The following is a 16,853-nucleotide window of genomic DNA, read 5'->3' on the forward strand; positions in this document are numbered from 1 at the left end:
CTCACCGTGCAGCAGACCCCTCACCCCACCGCGCCCCACGTGGCCACCGCCACCGCCACGTCCACCCCACACGCGGCAGACCTCACCCCTCGCCCGCCACCGGCACGTGGATCCACAGGCGCGCCGTCGTCGTTCCCCAGCGCGGCCAGCAGCGCGAGACTGACGGCGTGACCCTCCCCGCCTGGCGCCCGCTCCCTCTTGCGCCCCTCGTCGTCCTCCCGACCGACGGGCTGTGCCCGCCGCCGCTCGCGGTCGACCCGGCCACCGCGCTCTGGGCCGGCGCGACCGCCCCCGACGTCCCGCCCGGACCCGCCGAGCGCGCCACCTCGCTGCGCTCGCTCGTGCCGACCGGCGCCATCGTGGTCCTCGGTGCCGCGGCGTGGGTGCACACGGGCCGCGTCCGCCCTGACGCGCTCGACGTCGCCTACCGGACACCCCGCAGCACCCGCACCTACCGCGTGCGACCGCGCACCCTCGTGCTGCCGCCCGACGAGATCCTCCTCCTGGGTGGGGTCACCGTCACCACACCCACCCAGACGGCGGGCGACCTGCTGCGCTTCGGCGCGCTCCCGGGAGCGACGCCGGGGCAGGGCGAGCTCGACGCCCGCGAGGTCGTCGCCGCGGTCCGAGCCCTGCTCGACGCCGGCACGCGCGTGGCACAGGTGCAGCGGCTGCTCACGAGCCAGCCCGAGCGCGCCCACGCCCGACGCGCGAAGGCGCTGCTCGCCGTCGTGCTCGCGGACGAGTGACCGGCGCGGCGCCGCCAACGCCGGCGACGCGACGCGGCGCGGCGCCGACGATCAGCTGCGCGCCGACGGCACCGGGGCGGCATCCGGGCGGACGCCGGTGACGCGGTAGACGTCGAAGACGCCGTCGATGTCCCGCACGGCGCGCAGCACGTGGCCGAGGTGGGAGGTGTCGCCCATCTCGAACACGAACTTGCTCAGCGCGACCCGGTCCTTCGAGGTCGACACCGTGGCGGACAGGATGTTGACGTGGTTGTCCGACAGCACGCGGGTGACGTCGGACAGGAGACGCGCCCGGTCGAGCGCCTCGACCTGGATCTGGACGAGGAAGACGCTCTGCGCGTCCGGCGCCCAGGCCACGTCGACGAACCGCTCGGGCTCGCTGCGCATCACCGCCACGTTCGGACAGTCCGCGCGGTGCACCGAGACGCCCTGCCCGCGCGTCACGAACCCGACGATCGGGTCGCCCGGCACCGGTGTGCAGCACTTGGCGAGCTTGGTCCAGACGTCGTCCATGCCGGCGACGATGACCCCGACGCTGCCGCCCCGCGGCCGCGCGATGTGGCCCGACCCCGGCGTGGTGACCTCGGCGAGGTCCTCCGTGGTGCCGTCCTCGCCGCCGAGGCTCGCGACCAGCCGCTGCACGACGTTGGCCGCGGAGACGTGGTTCTCCCCCACGGCGGCGTAGAGCGCGGAGACGTCGGGGTAGCGCATGTCGGCGGCGAGCGCGACGAGTGAGTCGTGCGTGAGCAGCCGCTGGATCGGCAGGTTCTGCTTGCGCATCACCTTGGCGATCGCGGCCTTGCCCTCCTCGATCGCCTCCTCGCGGCGCTCCTTGGTGAACCACGCGCGGATCTTGTTCCGGGCGCGGGGGGACTTCACGAAGCCGAGCCAGTCCCGGCTCGGGCCAGACCCCTCCGCCTTGGAGGTGAAGATCTCGACCGTGTCGCCGTTCTCCAGCGCGGACTCCAGCGGCACGAGGCGGCCGTTCACCTTCGCCCCGACGGTGCGGTGACCCACCTCGGTGTGCACGGCGTACGCGAAGTCGACCGGAGTGGACCCGTCCGGCAGCGAGACGACGTCGCCCTTCGGCGTGAACACGTAGACCTCGGTGCCGGCCATCTCGTAGCGCAGGGAGTCGAGGAACTCCCCCGGGTCGCTCGTCTCGCGCTGCCAGTCCACGAGCTGGCGCAGCCACGGCATCTCGCCGGCCTCGCCGCCCCGCTCGCCGCGCGCGGCCGCCCCGGGCGCGGGACGCTCCTTGTACTTCCAGTGCGCGGCGACGCCGTACTCGGCGCGCCGGTGCATCTCGTGGCTGCGGATCTGGATCTCGACCGGCTTGCCGCCGGGCCCGATCACCGTGGTGTGCAGCGACTGGTACATGTTGAACTTCGGCATCGCGATGTAGTCCTTGAACCGGCCCGGGACCGGGTTCCACCGCGCGTGCAGCGCGCCGAGCGCCGCGTAGCAGTCGCGCACCGAGTCCACGAGGACCCGCACGCCGACGAGGTCGTAGATGTCGGCGAAGTCGCGGCCGCGCACGATCATCTTCTGGTAGATCGAGTAGTAGTGCTTCGGCCGGCCGGTCACCGTGGCTCGGATCTTTGCGGCCTTGAGGTCCTCGCCGACCTGCTCGCGCACAACGCCGAGGTACTCCTCGCGCGCCGGCGCCCGCTCCCCCACGAGCCGCACGATCTCGTCGTACACCTTGGGGTACAGCGTGGCGAACGAGAGGTCCTCGAGCTCCCACTTGATGGTGTTCATGCCCAGCCGGTGCGCCAGCGGGGCGTAGATCTCCAGGGTCTCGCGCGCCTTCTTCGCGGCCGAGGCGGAGGAGACGTACCGCCACGTCCGCGCGTTGTGCAGGCGGTCGGCGAGCTTGATGACGAGGACCCGGATGTCGCGCGCCATCGCCACGACCATCTTGCGGACCGTCTCGGACTGCGCCGCCTCGCCGAACGTCACCTTGTCGAGCTTCGTCACGCCGTCGACCAAGGCCGCGATCTCCGGCCCGAACTCCGTGCGCAGCTGGTCGAGCGTGTACGGCGTGTCCTCCACGGTGTCGTGCAGCAGCGCCGCCGCGAGCGTCGAGGACGTGAGGCCGAGCTCGGCGAGGATCGTCGCGACCGCCACCGGGTGCGTGATGTAGGGGTCGCCGCTCTTGCGCAGCTGCCCCTCGTGCGCCCGCTCCGCGGCGAGGTACGCGCGCTCGATGACGGCGAGGTCCTCACGCGGGTGGTTCGCGCGAACCACCTGCAGCAGCGGCTCGATCGCTGGCGGGCTCGAGTGACCGCGCGAGCCGAACCGCACCAGCGTGGAGCGCATGCGCGACCGCGGGATGACAGGTTCGCTGCCTCCGGGAAGGTTGTGACGCCCCTCGTCCGCCATCTCGTCATCCTAGGTCCGCGAACGGGCCCACCCGTCCACGGGTCCCGCGGGCGGGCACGACGGCGAGCGAGCGTCCGCGGGGCGGCGCGGTCCACAGGGCGCCGGGTCGGTGCCTGTGCCCGACGGCGGAACGCACGAGCGCCCGCCGGGTGACCCCGGCGGGCGCTCGTGCGGGCGGACCTCAGCGCTTCTTGCGCTTCGGCTGGGCCGCCTGTCCCTGGTGTCCGCCGGGCAGCAGCGCGGTGACGCGATCGGCCTCGGAGCGCACGTCGTCGGAGGTGATCGTGACGTCGGCGTCCGCGCTCGCCGCACGACGCGCCAGCACCTTCGCGGTGTGCTCGCGGTACGCGGGCCGCCGCAGGCGGAACGTCGTCTCGAGCGGCGAGGCGAGGAAGATCGACGAGAGCGTCGAGACGATCATGCCGATGAAGAGCGAGAGCGCGATGTCCCGCAGGGTGCCGGCGCCGAGCAGGAAGGCGCCGACGAACAGGATCGACGCGACCGGCAGGATGCCCACGACCGAGGTGTTGATCGAGCGGACGATCGTCTGGTTCACGGCCAGGTTCGAGGCCTCGGCGTACGTGACGCGACTCTGGTCCAGGACGTGTGCGGTGTTCTCGCGCACCTTGTCGAAGACGACCACCGTGTCGTAGAGCGAGTACCCGAGGATCGTCAGGAACCCGATGACGCTCGCCGGCGTCACCTCGAACCCGACCCCCGCGTACAGCCCGACGGTGACGACGAGGTCGTGCAGCAGCGCGACGAGCGCGGCGATGGCCATGCTCCAGGTTCTGAAGTACAACGCCATCACGACCGTGACGATCACGAGGAAGATGACGAGACCCTGCAGCGCCTTCGCCGTGACGTCCTGACCCCAGCTGGGCCCGACGAACGACGAGGTCACCTGCGTCGCATCCACCCCGTACGCCACGGCGAGCGCGTCCCGCATCGCCTCGGTGTCGTCGGCCCCCAGCGCCTCGGTCTGGACGCGGACCGAGTTGCCGCCGACCACCGAGACCCGCGCCACCTGGTTCGCGTCGACCGAGTTGAGCGCCTCCTGCGCCGGCTCGGAGGCCGTGGTCGACGCGCCCGACACGGTGAACTCCGAGCCGCCGCGGAACTCGATGCCGAGGTTGAGGCCACGCGCGAGGAGCAGCGCGAGCGAGAACACGACCAGGCCGCACGCGATGAGGTACCAGCGACGGCGGTGGCCGATGATGTCGAACGAGCGCTTGCCCGAGTACAGGTCGTTCCCGAACTGGGAGAATTTGCCGGCCATCAGCGGGAGCCTCCTTCCGGCTCGTCGGTCGCCGAGGGCACGGGAACCACGCCCGGGGCCTTCGTCGAGGGCTCGGTGGTCGGTGCGGTCGCGGGCTCGGTGCCCGCCGACGTCGCGCCCTGGCCCGCCGTCGTCGCGTCCGGGTCGCTCGCCGTCGTGCCCGCGACCGTGCTCTTCGCGTCGGCTGCGGCCGCCTCGCGGGCGGCGCGCTCGGCGTCGGCCTTGCGCTGCGCGATGGTGCGGGTGTCCGCGTTCGCGACGGCGGCCTTGCGCTCCACGGGCGTCCGTACGCGGCCTCGGCCCGCGTACGCGGCCACCGAGGCGCCGAGCGACACGGGGTCGAGGCCGGACCACTTGTGTCCGCCGCCGAAGAAGCGCGTCTTGATGAGGAGGCGCATGAGCGGGTGCGTGAAGAGCATGACGACGACGAGGTCGATGATCGTCGTGAGGCCGAGCGTGAAGGCGAAGCCACGCACGCCGCCGACGGCGAGCAGGTACAGCACGATCGCGGCGATGAAGTTCACGGCGTCGGAGGCGAGGATCGTGCGGCGCGCGCGCGTCCAGCCGTGCTCGACGGCCGCGGACAGGGACCTGCCCTCGCGCACCTCGTCACGGATACGTTCGAAGTACACGATGAACGAGTCCGCGGTGATGCCGATCGCGACGATCAACCCGGTGACGCCGGGCAGCGAGAGCCGGTAACCCTGCGTCCAGGAGAGCACGAGGATCACGCCGTACGTGAGCGCCGCCGCGATGACGAGGCTGGCCACGGTCACGATGCCCAGGCCGCGGTACTGCAGGAAGCTGTACGCGACGACGAGGATGAGGCCGATCGCGCCGGCCAGCATGCCGCGCTGGAGCTGCTCGGTGCCGAGCGTCGCGGAGATCTGCTCCTGGGACTGCACCTCGAACGTGAGCGGGAGCGCACCGAAGTTGAGCTGGTTGGCGAGCGAGGTCGCCTCCGCCCGGGTGAACGGGTTGGTGGTGGGGCCGGAGATCTCGGCCATGCCGTTCGGGATCGGCTCGTTCACGGTCGGCGCCGAGATCACGAGACCGTCGAGGACGATCGCGAACTGGTTCGCCGGCGGCGTCGTCTGCGCGGACAGGCGCGTGGTGACGGTCGCGAACTTCGTGGCGCCCTCGTCGGTGAACGTGAGCTGGACGATCGGCTGGTTGGTCTGCATGCCGGTCGAGGACTGCTTGTAGCCCATCTGTGCCGAGGAGAGGTCCTGGCCGGTGAGCTCGGCCGGACCCAGCACGTACTTCGAGGTGCCGTCCTGCGAGCAGGTGACGAGCGGGGCGTCCACGTCGTCGTCGATGCCGCCGATGCGGTTCTCCGGGAGCGTGCAGTCCAGCCGCAGGTAGTCGTACGTGACCTGCTCGGTCACCCAGGCCTGGTCGGAGGCGTCGGTCGGCGTCGTGGCCGGCGTGTTCGAGAGCACGCCGTCGCCGTCCGCGTCGGCCGCGGTGAACGCAGCCTCGTCGATCTGGTCCTGCGTGTACGTCGGGGTCGCGGTGGGCTCCTCCGTAGCGTCCGCCGTTGCATCGGTGCCGGCCTCCGCCGTCGCGTCCGTGCCGGCCTCCGCCGTCGCGTCAGCGCTGGGGTCCGCGGTCGGGTCCTCGCTCGCCGCGAGCGCGGCGGGGTCGATCGTGCCCGGGCCGGACTCGATGAGCACCGCGCGCATCCGCATCTGCGCGGACTGCGTGATGAGGTCGACCGTCGCGTCGTCCACCTCGCCCGGGATGGCCACGACGATGTTCTGGCCACCCTGGGTGGTGATCTCGGCCTCGGCCACGCCGGAGCCGTCGACGCGCTGGCGGATGATCGCGATCGCCTGGTTGACGTCGTCGCTGGTGATGTCCTCCCCCGTGGTGGTGCGCGGGGTGAGGATGAGCTGCGTTCCGCCCTCGAGGTCCAGCGCGAGCGCCGGGGTGAACGAGGCCTTGCCCACGCCGGAGCTGCCGGTCGCGACGCCGATGCCGACGGCACCGTAGATCGCGACCAGCAGCAGTGCGAGAACGTAGAGCGGGCGCGCGATCGTGCTGCGTCGGGCCACCGGGTCTTCCTTCTACTCGCGCCGCGGCGAGGCCGCGGCTCTCATCTCGGAGAGATCAGGCCCGAGCGGGGCCCGAGGTCCCCTCGTCGTCGCGGTCCTGCGCCGTCCCGTAGCTCGGACGCTCCGCACCCGGGTCGGTGAGGACGTCGTCCACGTAGGTCGCCTCGCCCGTGTCGAGCGCCTCGAGGGCCTCGGTGGACTCGGCCGGCTCCAGCACGCTCGCGAACTGCGGCGGCACGGCCTGGATCGCCGCCTTGACCCAGCGGGTCTGGACGCCGGGGGTGGTCTCGATCGTCACCGCGTCGCCGACGACCTCGACCACGGCGCCGAGCTGGCCCGAGGAGGTCATGACCTGCTGGCCCGGCTCGAGCGTGTTGCGGAAGTCGCTCTGCTTGGCCTGCTGCTTCTTGCCGCGCTGGCTCATGAACAGCATGCCGATCACGGCGACGCCGAGCAGCAGGATCAGCGGGAGGGACTCACCCATGAGTGTGCAGACCTTCGTGTCGGGGGGCGCGCGCAGGCGGAGCGGGCGCGGTGCTCGGTCGAGTGTAGTTCAGTCGAAGAGCGTGCCGGCGGCACCGGCCGGCGGCGTGAGGCCCAGGTGTCGCCAGGCCAGCTCCGTGGCGATCCGTCCCCGCGGCGTGCGGGCGAGGAAGCCCTCGCGCAGGAGGAACGGCTCGGCGACCGTCTCGACCGTTTCCGGCTCCTCCCCCACGGCCATCGCGACCGAGGTGAGGCCCACCGGTCCGCCGCCGAAACGCTCGCACAGGGCCCGCAGGACGGCGCGGTCCAGCCGGTCCAGACCCCGCGGGTCCACCTCGAAGACGCGCAGCGCAGCCTCGGCGGCGGCGAGGTCGGCGACGCCCTCGCCACGCACCTGCGCCCAGTCCTGCACGCGGCGCAGCAGGCGGTTGGCGATCCGCGGTGTGCCGCGCGACCGGCTGGCGATCTCGTGCGCGGCTTCACCCGACAGCTCGATGCCCAGCAGGCGTGAGGAGCGCGCGAGCACCTTCTCGAGGTCGGCCGTCTCGTAGAAGTCCATGTGGCCGGTGAACCCGAAACGGTCGCGCAGCGGCGCCGGCAGCAGTCCGGCGCGCGTGGTGGCGCCGACCACGGTGAAGGGCGGCAGGCTCAGCGGGATCGCGGTGGCACCCGCGCCCTTGCCCACCACGATGTCGACCCGGAAGTCCTCCATCGCGAGGTAGAGCATCTCCTCCGCGGGACGCGCGAGGCGGTGGATCTCGTCGATGAAGAGCACGTCGTGCTCCTGCAGGCCGGACAGGATCGCCGCGAGGTCACCGGGGTGGGCGATCGCCGGACCCGAGGTGAGCCGGAGCGCGGCGCCCACCTCGCTCGCGACGATCATCGCGAGCGTCGTCTTGCCCAGTCCGGGCGGGCCCGCGAGCAGCACGTGGTCGGGCGGCCGGCGCCGCGCGATCGCCGCCTCGAGCACGAGCGAGAGCTGGTCGCGCACCACCCGCTGCCCCACGAACTCGCTGAGCCGGCGCGGCCGGAGCGCGGCCTCCGCCGCCCGCTCGAGCTCGTCGGCCTCCGCGGCGAGCAGCCCCTCCTCGTTCACGTCAGCGACCCTGCGCCGCGAGTGCCCGCAGGGCGGCGCGCAGCACACCGGCGGCGTCGCTCGCCGTCGCCTCGCCGCGCTCGATCACGCCGGCCACCGCGTCCTGGGCCGCCTTCGCGTTCCAGCCCAGGCCCACAAGGGCCGCCACCACGTCGTCCTCGATCCCGGCCGACGTCCGGGCGGGCGCGGCGGCTCCCCCGGCTCCGGCCGCCGTTCCGGCGCCCAGCGGCGCACCCAGCCGGTCCCCGAGCTCGAGCACGAGGCGGCTCGCGCCCTTGCGCCCGATGCCCGGCACGCGGCACAGCGCGGCCAGGTCCTCGGTGGCGACAGCGCGGCGCAGGTCGTCCGGCGTGTGCACCGCGAGCATGGCCAGCGCGAGGCGCGGCCCGACGCCCGTGACCGTCTGCAGGATCTCGAACGTGTCGCGCCCGTCGACGTCGGCGAAGCCGAACAGGGTGAGGGAGTCCTCGCGCACCACGAGGGTGGTGTGCAGCGTGCACTCCGTGCCGTGCCGCAGCTCGGCCAGCGTGTTCGGAGCGGCGTGCACGCGCATCCCGACACCGCTCACCACCACGACGGCGTGGTCCAGGCCGATGGCGGCGACCTCGCCGCGAACCAGGGCGATCACGGAACCTCCGGGACGTCGGGTCGCGTCCCGAGAGGGCACGACGGCGAACACGTGTACGAATCGAAGACTAGCGTCCCACAGTGGGCCGGGCAGGCGCGACGCGCCGTCCGGACCGGCGGGCGCTGGCCTCCGCGCGGCGCCACGCCTCCTGGGCCGCCGTGAGCGACGAGCCGCCAGGAGCTCCCGCACCCGTGCCGGCGCCGGACGCTGCACGGGCTCCCCCGGCTGCCGCGGCGGCGGCCCCGGCGCCCGAGATCGGACCGGTCCGCCAGGCGTGACAGATGGCCAGCGCGAGGGCGTCCGCGGCGTCCGCAGGTCGCGGCGCCTCGGCGAGGGCCAGCACGCGGGTCACCATGGTGGTGACCTGCTCCTTGCCTGCGCGGCCGTTGCCGGTCACCGCGGCCTTCACCTCGCTCGGGGTGTGCAGCCCCACCGGGATGCCGCGCCGGGTCGCCGCCACCATCGCGAGCCCGGCGACCTGCGCGGTGCCGGTGACGGTGCTGACGTTGGACTGCGCGAACACGCGCTCGACGGCGACGGCGTCCGGGCGCAGCCTGTCCAGCCAGGCCTCGATCGCGTCGGAGATCGCGAGCAGCCGCCGCTCGACCGGCTCGTCGGGGCTGGAGGTGGCGACACCGACGTCGACGATACGGACGACCCGCCCGCCCGTGACCGTCACGGCGCCGAGCCCGCACCGGGTCAGGCCGGGGTCGACGCCGAGCACGGTGCGCCCGCGGACCTGGGAACCGGGATCACCCGGTCGGGGCACGGCGGTCGCGGTCACCGCTCCACTGTGCGGTACGGGCAGCGCCGAGGGGGCGCTGCGACACGCGCGGACCGCAACCCCGGCGGCCGGCGGGGCCGCCGGCTGACCCGGTGCTCGCCGTCGGACGAGCGCTCGGTGCGCCGGGTGGTGGCGAGCGTCAGTCCTCGGCCTCGAGCTCCGCCATGACCTCGTCGGAGGCGTCGAAGTTCGCGAAGACGTTCTGCACGTCGTCGGAGTCCTCGAGCGCGTCGATGAGGCGGAGCATCTTGCGCGCACCCTCGACGTCGACCTCGACCTCGACGGACGGGCGGAACTCCGCCTCGGCCGACTCGTAGTCGAGGCCGGCCTCCTGGACGGCCTTGCGCACGGCGACGAAGTCGCTCGCGGAGGACAGGACCTCGAACGCCTCGCCCAGGTCGTTGACCTCCTCGGCGCCCGCGTCGAGGACGGCCACGAGGACGTCGTCCTCGGTCAGGCCGTCGGTCTTGGGCACCACGACGACGCCCTGGCGCGAGAACAGGTACGACACGCTGCCCGGGTCCGCCATCGACCCGCCGTTGCGGCTGAAGGCGACACGCACGTCGGCCGCCGCGCGGTTGCGGTTGTCCGTGAGGCACTCCACGAGCACGGCCACCCCGCCGGGTCCGTAGCCCTCGTACATGATCGTGTCGTACTGCGCGCCGCCGGCCTCCTGGCCGGAGCCGCGCTTGACCGCGCGATCGATGTTGTCGTTCGGGACGGAGGTCTTCTTGGCCTTCTGAATGGCGTCGTAGAGCGTGGGGTTGCCCGCGGGGTCCCCGCCGCCGGTGCGCGCCGCGACCTCGATGTTCTTGATGAGCTTCGCGAACAGCTTGCCGCGCTTGGCGTCCTTCGCGGCCTTCTGGTGCTTCGTGGTGGCCCACTTGGAGTGACCCGACATGTTCCTCGCCCTCGTCTCGATTCCCGTCCCGGGCGTCGCGGCGCAGCTCCGAGCAGAGCGTCGGCGTCGCGGCAGCTGGCAGGAACGGCCCGGCCGATCCTACTCGCGCGCCGTGCGCGTCCGCGGGTCGCGGGCCAGGACCCGCCGCGCGTCCCGGCCGCCGATCGCTCGCACGCCGCGCGGCGGCGGGTCGCGGCGCCGCTCAGGCGGTGCCCTCACCCTCGTGGCCGAGGTCGCGCAGCGTGCCGTCCCAGCCGGGCGCGAGCCAGCGCACGAGGTCGGGAAGGGCGCGCGGAAACACCTCGATCGCGACGTCGGCGAGGTCGTCGGCCGACCACCACGCGAGCTCGTCCATGAAGGCGCGCTCGACGTCGGTCCACCCGTGCCGGACGAGCTCCTCCTGCGGCACCTCGCGGTCCAGGTGCGCCACGAAGAAGACCTCGCGCTGGCGCACCGAGCGCGCGAAGAAGTCGAACACCGCTGAGCGCGTGGCCACCGGTCCGGCGAGGTCGGCGACGGCGAGCCTCAGCCCGGTCTCCTCGTGCAGCTCTCGCACGGCGGCCGCCACCGGGTCCTCGCCGGGCTCGATGCCGCCACCCACGGTGAACCACCAGGTGCGTTCGACGTCGTGCGCGTCGTGCCCGCGCACCAGGAGCGCCCGGCCTGCGGCGTCGAGGAGGACGAGGCGCGCCGCCTCGCGGACGGGCATGCCGTCCGGCCCGATCGCCCACTCCCCGCCCGGCAGGGGCGGGTGCTCGCCGTCGGGCGCGCTCGCGCCGTGGTGCTCGCCGTCGGGCGTCGTCTGCGCGGGTGTGCTGCGCACGCGTACCTCCTCGTCGATCGCTCGTCTGCCCGTGACGTGTCTACCGCATCGCAGACGGCCGGGACGCGGGCGCGCCTGCGCCTCGAGCCCGCCCGTGGCAGGAGGCGTGCCACCGGGGCTCAGGCCCGTGGAGCTCCCGCGACGCCGGCCGCGGCGAGGAAGGTCTGCCGGTCCTCCTTGATCCGCCCCAGCAGGTCCGTCTCGGAGGTCGCGTGCGTGCGCAGGTCCGCGCGGCCGGACACGGCGCGCTGGCGGAGGTAGGCGAGCGAGGTCGCGTCCTTGATGAAGGTGCGCATGGCCTGGGCGGCGGTCGGCCCCACCCGGGCGGCCCACGTGCGCGCCTGCGAGCGCTGCCGCAGCGACGACACCATCGCGACCTCGTGCGGCGCGAACCACCCGGCGGCGGCGTACTCGCCGAGGCGGTCCCGGATCACCGCGCTCTCCTGCCGGCGCAGCCAGACGACGAGCATGATCGCCGCGACGAACAGCGGGACCTGGACGGCGGCGTAGAGGAGGAAGAAGCTGACGCCCTGGACGCCGAGCGCCTCGAGCGACGCCGACCCGTTCCACAGCGCGTGCAGCGCCATGGCACTCAGCAGGCCGAGCGGGAAGAACCACCACGCCGACCGTCGGCTCCTGCTCCGGCTCGCGAGGCCGAGCGCGATTCCGGTGCAGGCGGTGAACAGGATGTGCGCGAACGGCGACATCACGCCGCGCTGCACGAACACGGGCACCAGGGAGTCGATGTACCGCCCGAAGTACAGGATGTTCTCGGTGAAGGCGAAACCAGCGGCGACGATGGCGGCGTAGACGATGCCGTCGACCACGCCGTCGAAGTACGAGCGCCGCAGCAGGAAGATGAGGAGCACGCCCGTGCCCTTCGCGAGCTCCTCGAGGACCGGCGCCGAGATGACCGAGCCGAGGACGCTCGCGACGCCGGGGTCGCCAGTCGCGTCATAGATGGCCTGTGCGACCGCGGTGTTGCCGAAGTAGGCGATGACCACGGAGGGGCCGGCGCCCCACAGGAACGCGAGCAGCAGCATGATCCGCGGCTCCGGCTCCCAGCGGTCCAGCCACATCACGACGGCGACGACGGCGATCAGCGGCACGAGCGCCGCCACGAAGCCGACCGCGGCCGGGGCCGTGCCGACGTTGGACAGCACGATCCACATGCCCCACAGTGCGGCAAACCCCAGGATCCCGAGCGCCGCCCAGGTGCCCACGGAGCCGCTGCCACGCGAGCGGGCCCACTGCTGCGGCACGACGGCGCTGCCGGACCACGCCGCGTGGGCTCCCGGCGAGCCCGGCGGGCCGCCCGGAACGCCCCGGTTGCCGGCGGCGACGGGCCCGGCAGCGACGGGGCGGCTCGCCGTGGGGTAGCTCTGCCGTTGCGAGTAGCCCTGCTGCTGCGGGTACCCCTGCTGCGGCTGAGTCTGCTGCGGGTACCCGTGCTGCTGCGGGTAACCCTGCTGCTGCGGCTGAGTCTGCTGCGGGTACCCGTGCTGCTGCGGGTAACCCTGCTGCTGCGGCTGTGTCTGCCGGGGGTACCCCTGCGGCGCACCCTGCTGGTCGGCCTGCGCCGGGTCGGCCGCCCGGCGCGGCGGCGGGTACCCGCCGGTGGGCGGAGGCGTGGGGGGATACGTCACGCGAGCACCCTAGCCAACGCTCGCCGTCGAGCCGGGTCAGGGCAGGGTGTCGTCCATCTCGAACATGCGCGGCATCCGCGCGCGACCCGCGAGGCGCAGCAGCCGCGAGATCGGCTGGGATCGGACGCGGACGGCTTGTGCCACCGCCTCGTTGTAGAACCGCCGCGCGAGCGTCACGCGGCGCCAGGTCGCGACGAGGTCGCCGGCGAGCGTGCCCTCGCCTGCGCTGGCCGCCACGCCGTCGTCGCCCACCTCGCCCATCGCCTGGCGCAGCACCCGGGACAGGTCGCTCTCGACGGTCTCTCGGTCCTCGGTGAGCGTCACCCGACCAGGCAGCGCCGGCGGGCGGCGCCGCCCGCCCGATCCGGACCGCAGCGCCGGGTCCGCCTCCACGTCCTCGCGCGCCTCGGCGAGGCACGCGTTCGCGGCGTCCGCCACGAGCAGCCCGGACGCGGGGTCCAGCTCCCCCGACACCGCAAGCTCGGCGGAGAGCGCGGCGCGCCGCAGGAGCTGCGCGTCCAGGGTGGCGGCCGTCCGCGTCACCTTCTGGTGCAGCAGGTCGATCCGGTTGGCGCGGGCGAGCGCGAGCCAGACGAGCAGGACCGCGACGGCGAGCGCGACGAGCCAGGTCTCGGCGGTCATGCGCGCCCACCGGCGAGGCGATCGATCGGCTCGGGGCTCTCCCCCACGGCCAGCGCGTACACGTCGAGCACCTGGCGGGTCACCACGTCCCAGTCGTACTGCTCGCACCAGCGGCGTGCGTGCGTCCGGCAGGCGTCCTGGTGGTCGCCGTCCGCGAGCATCGAGACCACCGCGTCGGCGAGCGCACCTGGGTTGCCGACCTCGAACGTCGCGCCGGCCCGCCCCTCGTCGAGCACGCGCCGGAACGCGGCCAGGTCGCTCGCGACCACGACGGCGTCGGCCGCCATCGCCTCGACCAGCACGATCCCGAAGCTCTCCCCGCCCGTCTGCGGCGCGATGTACACGGCGACCGAGCGCAGCAGGGCGGCCTTGTCGCGGTCGCTCACCTCGCCCAGGAGCTCCAGCACCCCCGGGGTGCGCTCGTCCGCCTCGCGCGCCTCGTCGAGCGCACCGCGCCCCGCGACGAGCACGCGCAGGCCGGGCACCCGTGCGGCGAGGTCGGGCAGCGCCTCGAGAAGCACGCCGAGGCCCTTGCGGGGCTCGTCGGTGCGGCCGAGGAACGCCACGGTCGGCCGCTCCGGCGTGCTCGTCCAGCGCGGATCGGGGTCCGCCCGGCGGAACGTCGCGAGCTCCACACCGTTGGGAATCACCACGGCGTCGCCGCCGATGTGCTCGACGACGGTGCGCCGGGCCTCCTCCGACACCGCGATCCGAGCGGCGATCTTCTCCAGCGCCGGCCGCAGCATCGGGTAGGCGATCTGCATCGCACGGGAGCGGTCGGTCGCCGTGTGGAACGTCGCGACGACGGCGCTCTCGGCCTGGAACAGCGCGATGAGGCTGACGCTCGGGCTCAGCGGCTCGTGGATGTGCACGACGTCGAACGCGCCGTCCTCGAGCCACGTGCGCACGCGCCGCGCCGTCACCGGTCCGAACGCGAGGCGCGCGATCGAGCCGTTGTACCGCACCGGGACGGACCGCCCGGTGCCCTCGACGAAGTCCGGCAGGTCGGTCTCGTCCTCGGCGGGCGCCAGCACGCTCACGTGGTGGCCGAGGGCGATGAGGCGCCCGGCGAGGTCCTTGACGTGCACCTGGACACCGCCGGGTGCGTCCATCGAGTAGGGACAGACGATGCCGATCCTCATCCGCGCTCACGGTCCTGGGCACGGGCGAGCCGCTCGAGGTCGAGGTCGGCGAGGAAGACCCGCTGCAGCATGTGCCAGTCCTGCGGGAACGCTGCGATCGCGTCGAAGTACGCCGTGACCCAGGCCTGGGTGAGGGTCCGGACGTCGAGGCGCGCTCCGCCGTCGTCGGTCGTGGCCACGGGAAGGAAGTTCAGGACGATGCCCCAGGGCGAGCCCGCCGCACGCCGGCGCGCCCCGGTGAGGCGTTCGTAGTGGATCGCGACGGCGAACAGCGGTCGGGAGCGTGCCAGTGCCAGCGCCGCCGGGCCGGCCGCGACGCGCGCGGGGTGGCCGCGCAGGTCGACCTCGATGCCGTGCGCCGTGAGGTCGCGGTCCGCGAGGAGCGGGACGAGGAACGTCTGCGCGCCGGAACGCCGCACGAGCCGGCGGAAGGTGGCGCTGCCCTCGAGCGGCACGATCTCGATCCCGAGGGCGTTGCGGAACGAGACGAACTCCTCGTACAGGCCGTCGGGGAGCTTCTCCGCCACGGTGAGCACCGGCGTGAGGTGCCGCGCCGCCCACGCCCCCGCGAGGTCCCAGTTGCCGGCGTGCCCGAGCGCGAGGACGACGCTGCCGTCCTCGAGCGCGGTGCGCACCTCGTCGAGCCCGGTGGCCCGCACGCGCGCGTCGACGCGTGCCTCGCTCCAGCCGGGCAGCTGGAACACCTCGGCGTAGTAGCGCAGGTAGGAGCGCATCCCGGCGCGCGACGTGCGACGCAGGGCCCGCGCGTCCAGGTCGGGGCGCAGGCGGGCGAGGTTGGCCTCGAGCCGGCGCACGCCGTCGGTGCGGGACAGCCACGTCACGTCGGCGGCGAGCGCCGCGAGGGCGCGCACGAGGCCGTCGGGCAGGTGACGCACGTTCCGCCAGGCGAAGGCGAACAGCTGCGTGGTGCCGGGGGCGCGCAACCGCCGGGCGCGACTCACGCGTGGCCCTCCCCCGCGGCCGGGTCGACGCGCTGCGCCGCGAGCGCCTGGCGCCGGACGTACAGCATGCGGTGCACCGCGGTCACGAGCGAGAGGACCGCGAGCACCACGAGGACGACCGTGAGGAGCACCGGGGGCAGCCCAAGCCCCACCAGGCCGGTGGCGACGAGCGTGAGGAGCAGCCGGTCGCCGCGCTCGGCGATGCCGACCGTGGCGGTGAACCCGATCGACTCGGCCTTGGCGCGGGCGTACGGCACGATCGAGCCGAGCACGAGGCACGCGAGCGCCGCGACGGCCGCCACGTTCTCGTCCTGACCGGCGAGGTAGATCGTGAGGGCGGCGAACAGGGCGCCGTCGGCGAACCGGTCGAGCACCGAGTCGAGGAAGGCACCCCACGGCCCCGTAGTCCCGGCCTGGCGCGCCATGGTGCCGTCGAGCACGTCGAACAGCACGAAGAACGTGATGACCATCGTCCCCGCGAACAGCTCGCCGCGCGCGATGAGGCCGAGCGACCCGGCCATGGCGCCCAGCGTGCCGACGATCGTCACGACGTCGGGCGTGAGGCCGATCCGCAGCAGGAACGCCGCGATCGGGCCGAGGATCCGGCCGACGACGGCGCGCAGGTGCTTGAGCATCAGGCCTCCTCGACCCGGGTCGGGTCGGCAGCGTCGGCAGTGCTCGCGTCGGCAGCGGCCACGGGGTCGGCGTGCGTGGCCCAGGCGCCCGCCAGGAGCTCGCGGGTCGCGCCGAGCAGCTGCGGGAGCGGCTTGGTCGAGGCGACGACCGGCATGAAGTTCGCGTCGCCGGTCCACCGCGGCACGACGTGCTGGTGCAGGTGCGCCGCGATCCCGGCCCCTCCGCTGGCGCCCTGGTTCACGCCGAGGTTGAACCCGTCGGGACGTGAGGTGGCGCGCAGGACGCGGATGGCGCGCTGGGTGAGGTCGCCGACCTCGGCGAGCTCCGCCGTCGTGAGCTCGGGGTAACCCGCGACGTGCCGGTAGGGCACGACCATGAGGTGGCCCGGGTTGTACGGGTAGAGGTTGAGCACGACGTAGGCGAGCTCGCCGCGGTGCACGACGAGCCCGGTGGCGTCGTCCAGCGAGGGGACGCGGCAGAACGGGCACTCCCCGGCGCTGGCGTCGGCGGGCTTGTCGGCGCCGTCGATGTAGACCATCCGGTGCGGCGTCCAGAGCCGCTCGAAGCGGTCGGGGTCGCCCGCGAACGACTCGGACCGTTCGAGCGGCACGTCCGGGCCGGGCGCGTCGCGCGTCACGTG

16 protein-coding genes are annotated in these 16,853 nt (G+C 73.6%); 1 reads left to right on the forward strand and 15 read right to left on the reverse strand.

The window, feature by feature from the left end; genetic code table 11:
• The first annotated feature begins 167 nt into the window (after window positions 1-167).
• Window positions 168-749 carry a hypothetical protein gene (locus AC3AQ1_RS01140; protein WP_108717486.1) on the forward strand — a complete coding sequence of 194 codons (582 nt, stop codon included), beginning with the start codon at window positions 168-170 and terminating at the stop codon, window positions 747-749.
• Between the two features lie 51 nt (window positions 750-800).
• Here the strand turns inward: AC3AQ1_RS01140 and AC3AQ1_RS01145 are convergent, their stop codons facing one another.
• From AC3AQ1_RS01145 to AC3AQ1_RS01215, 15 genes are all read right to left on the reverse strand, one after another.
• On the reverse strand, window positions 801-3,134 hold the full coding sequence (locus tag AC3AQ1_RS01145) for a RelA/SpoT family protein (protein ID WP_108717487.1): 2,334 nt from the start codon (window positions 3,132-3,134) through the stop codon (window positions 801-803).
• Window positions 3,135-3,315: 181 nt separating this feature from the next.
• Window positions 3,316-4,413, reverse strand: a complete 1,098-nt coding sequence (gene secF, locus AC3AQ1_RS01150; protein WP_108717488.1) for a protein translocase subunit SecF — start codon at window positions 4,411-4,413, stop codon at window positions 3,316-3,318.
• Complete coding sequence (gene secD, locus AC3AQ1_RS01155; protein WP_234417638.1) at window positions 4,413-6,470, reverse strand: protein translocase subunit SecD; 2,058 nt, start codon at window positions 6,468-6,470, stop codon at window positions 4,413-4,415. The genes secF and secD overlap by 1 nt, the downstream gene beginning before the upstream one ends.
• Before the next feature lie 55 nt (window positions 6,471-6,525).
• Window positions 6,526-6,954: a preprotein translocase subunit YajC gene (gene yajC, locus AC3AQ1_RS01160; RefSeq protein ID WP_108717489.1), complete on the reverse strand. Its 429-nt coding sequence runs from the start codon at window positions 6,952-6,954 to the stop codon at window positions 6,526-6,528.
• Between the two features lie 69 nt (window positions 6,955-7,023).
• The gene (gene ruvB, locus AC3AQ1_RS01165) at window positions 7,024-8,049 is read right to left on the reverse strand and encodes a Holliday junction branch migration DNA helicase RuvB (RefSeq protein WP_234417640.1); all 1,026 of its coding nucleotides are present in this window, start codon (window positions 8,047-8,049) and stop codon (window positions 7,024-7,026) included.
• Window position 8,050: 1 nt separating this feature from the next.
• On the reverse strand, window positions 8,051-8,677 hold the full coding sequence (gene ruvA / locus AC3AQ1_RS01170) for a Holliday junction branch migration protein RuvA (protein WP_108717491.1): 627 nt from the start codon (window positions 8,675-8,677) through the stop codon (window positions 8,051-8,053).
• Between the two features lie 67 nt (window positions 8,678-8,744).
• Window positions 8,745-9,461 (reverse strand): crossover junction endodeoxyribonuclease RuvC, encoded by a 717-nt coding sequence (gene ruvC / locus AC3AQ1_RS01175; protein WP_234417642.1) that lies wholly within the window; start codon window positions 9,459-9,461, stop codon window positions 8,745-8,747.
• 139 nt (window positions 9,462-9,600) lie between these two features.
• The gene (locus tag AC3AQ1_RS01180; protein ID WP_108717492.1) at window positions 9,601-10,362 is read right to left on the reverse strand and encodes a YebC/PmpR family DNA-binding transcriptional regulator; all 762 of its coding nucleotides are present in this window, start codon (window positions 10,360-10,362) and stop codon (window positions 9,601-9,603) included.
• Between the two features lie 202 nt (window positions 10,363-10,564).
• The gene (locus AC3AQ1_RS01185) at window positions 10,565-11,185 is read right to left on the reverse strand and encodes an NUDIX hydrolase (protein ID WP_234417644.1); all 621 of its coding nucleotides are present in this window, start codon (window positions 11,183-11,185) and stop codon (window positions 10,565-10,567) included.
• Between the two features lie 119 nt (window positions 11,186-11,304).
• Window positions 11,305-12,831 carry a PrsW family intramembrane metalloprotease gene (locus tag AC3AQ1_RS01190; RefSeq protein ID WP_108717493.1) on the reverse strand — a complete coding sequence of 509 codons (1,527 nt, stop codon included), beginning with the start codon at window positions 12,829-12,831 and terminating at the stop codon, window positions 11,305-11,307.
• Between the two features lie 36 nt (window positions 12,832-12,867).
• Entirely contained in the window at window positions 12,868-13,473 is a 606-nt protein-coding gene (locus AC3AQ1_RS01195; RefSeq protein WP_108717494.1) for a hypothetical protein, read from the reverse strand.
• Complete coding sequence (locus AC3AQ1_RS01200; protein ID WP_108717495.1) at window positions 13,470-14,615, reverse strand: glycosyltransferase family 4 protein; 1,146 nt, start codon at window positions 14,613-14,615, stop codon at window positions 13,470-13,472. Before AC3AQ1_RS01200 ends, AC3AQ1_RS01195 begins: the two co-directional genes overlap by 4 nt.
• Window positions 14,612-15,577 carry a phosphatidylinositol mannoside acyltransferase gene (locus AC3AQ1_RS01205; RefSeq protein WP_234417645.1) on the reverse strand — a complete coding sequence of 322 codons (966 nt, stop codon included), beginning with the start codon at window positions 15,575-15,577 and terminating at the stop codon, window positions 14,612-14,614. The genes AC3AQ1_RS01200 and AC3AQ1_RS01205 overlap by 4 nt, the downstream gene beginning before the upstream one ends.
• Window positions 15,574-16,212, reverse strand: a complete 639-nt coding sequence (gene pgsA, locus AC3AQ1_RS01210) for a phosphatidylinositol phosphate synthase (protein WP_108717496.1) — start codon at window positions 16,210-16,212, stop codon at window positions 15,574-15,576. The genes AC3AQ1_RS01205 and pgsA overlap by 4 nt, the downstream gene beginning before the upstream one ends.
• Window positions 16,212-16,850, reverse strand: a complete 639-nt coding sequence (locus AC3AQ1_RS01215) for an HIT family protein (protein ID WP_234417646.1) — start codon at window positions 16,848-16,850, stop codon at window positions 16,212-16,214. Before AC3AQ1_RS01215 ends, pgsA begins: the two co-directional genes overlap by 1 nt.
• Window positions 16,851-16,853 lie beyond the last annotated feature (3 nt).

Source organism: Miniimonas sp. S16 (assembly GCF_057748195.1).

What these genes read in the sequence shown, in the direction of transcription:
- pgsA (WP_108717496.1), bottom strand. Translation starts at nt 16,212, where the DNA reads ATGCTCAAGCACCTGCGCGCCGTCGTCGGCCGGATCCTCGGCCCGATC.
- AC3AQ1_RS01200 (WP_108717495.1), bottom strand. Translation starts at nt 14,615, where the DNA reads ATGAGGATCGGCATCGTCTGTCCCTACTCGATGGACGCACCCGGCGGT.
- AC3AQ1_RS01180 (WP_108717492.1), bottom strand. Translation starts at nt 10,362, where the DNA reads ATGTCGGGTCACTCCAAGTGGGCCACCACGAAGCACCAGAAGGCCGCG.
- AC3AQ1_RS01145 (WP_108717487.1), bottom strand. Translation starts at nt 3,134, where the DNA reads ATGGCGGACGAGGGGCGTCACAACCTTCCCGGAGGCAGCGAACCTGTC.
- yajC (WP_108717489.1), bottom strand. Translation starts at nt 6,954, where the DNA reads ATGGGTGAGTCCCTCCCGCTGATCCTGCTGCTCGGCGTCGCCGTGATC.
- AC3AQ1_RS01195 (WP_108717494.1), bottom strand. Translation starts at nt 13,473, where the DNA reads ATGACCGCCGAGACCTGGCTCGTCGCGCTCGCCGTCGCGGTCCTGCTC.
- secF (WP_108717488.1), bottom strand. Translation starts at nt 4,413, where the DNA reads ATGGCCGGCAAATTCTCCCAGTTCGGGAACGACCTGTACTCGGGCAAG.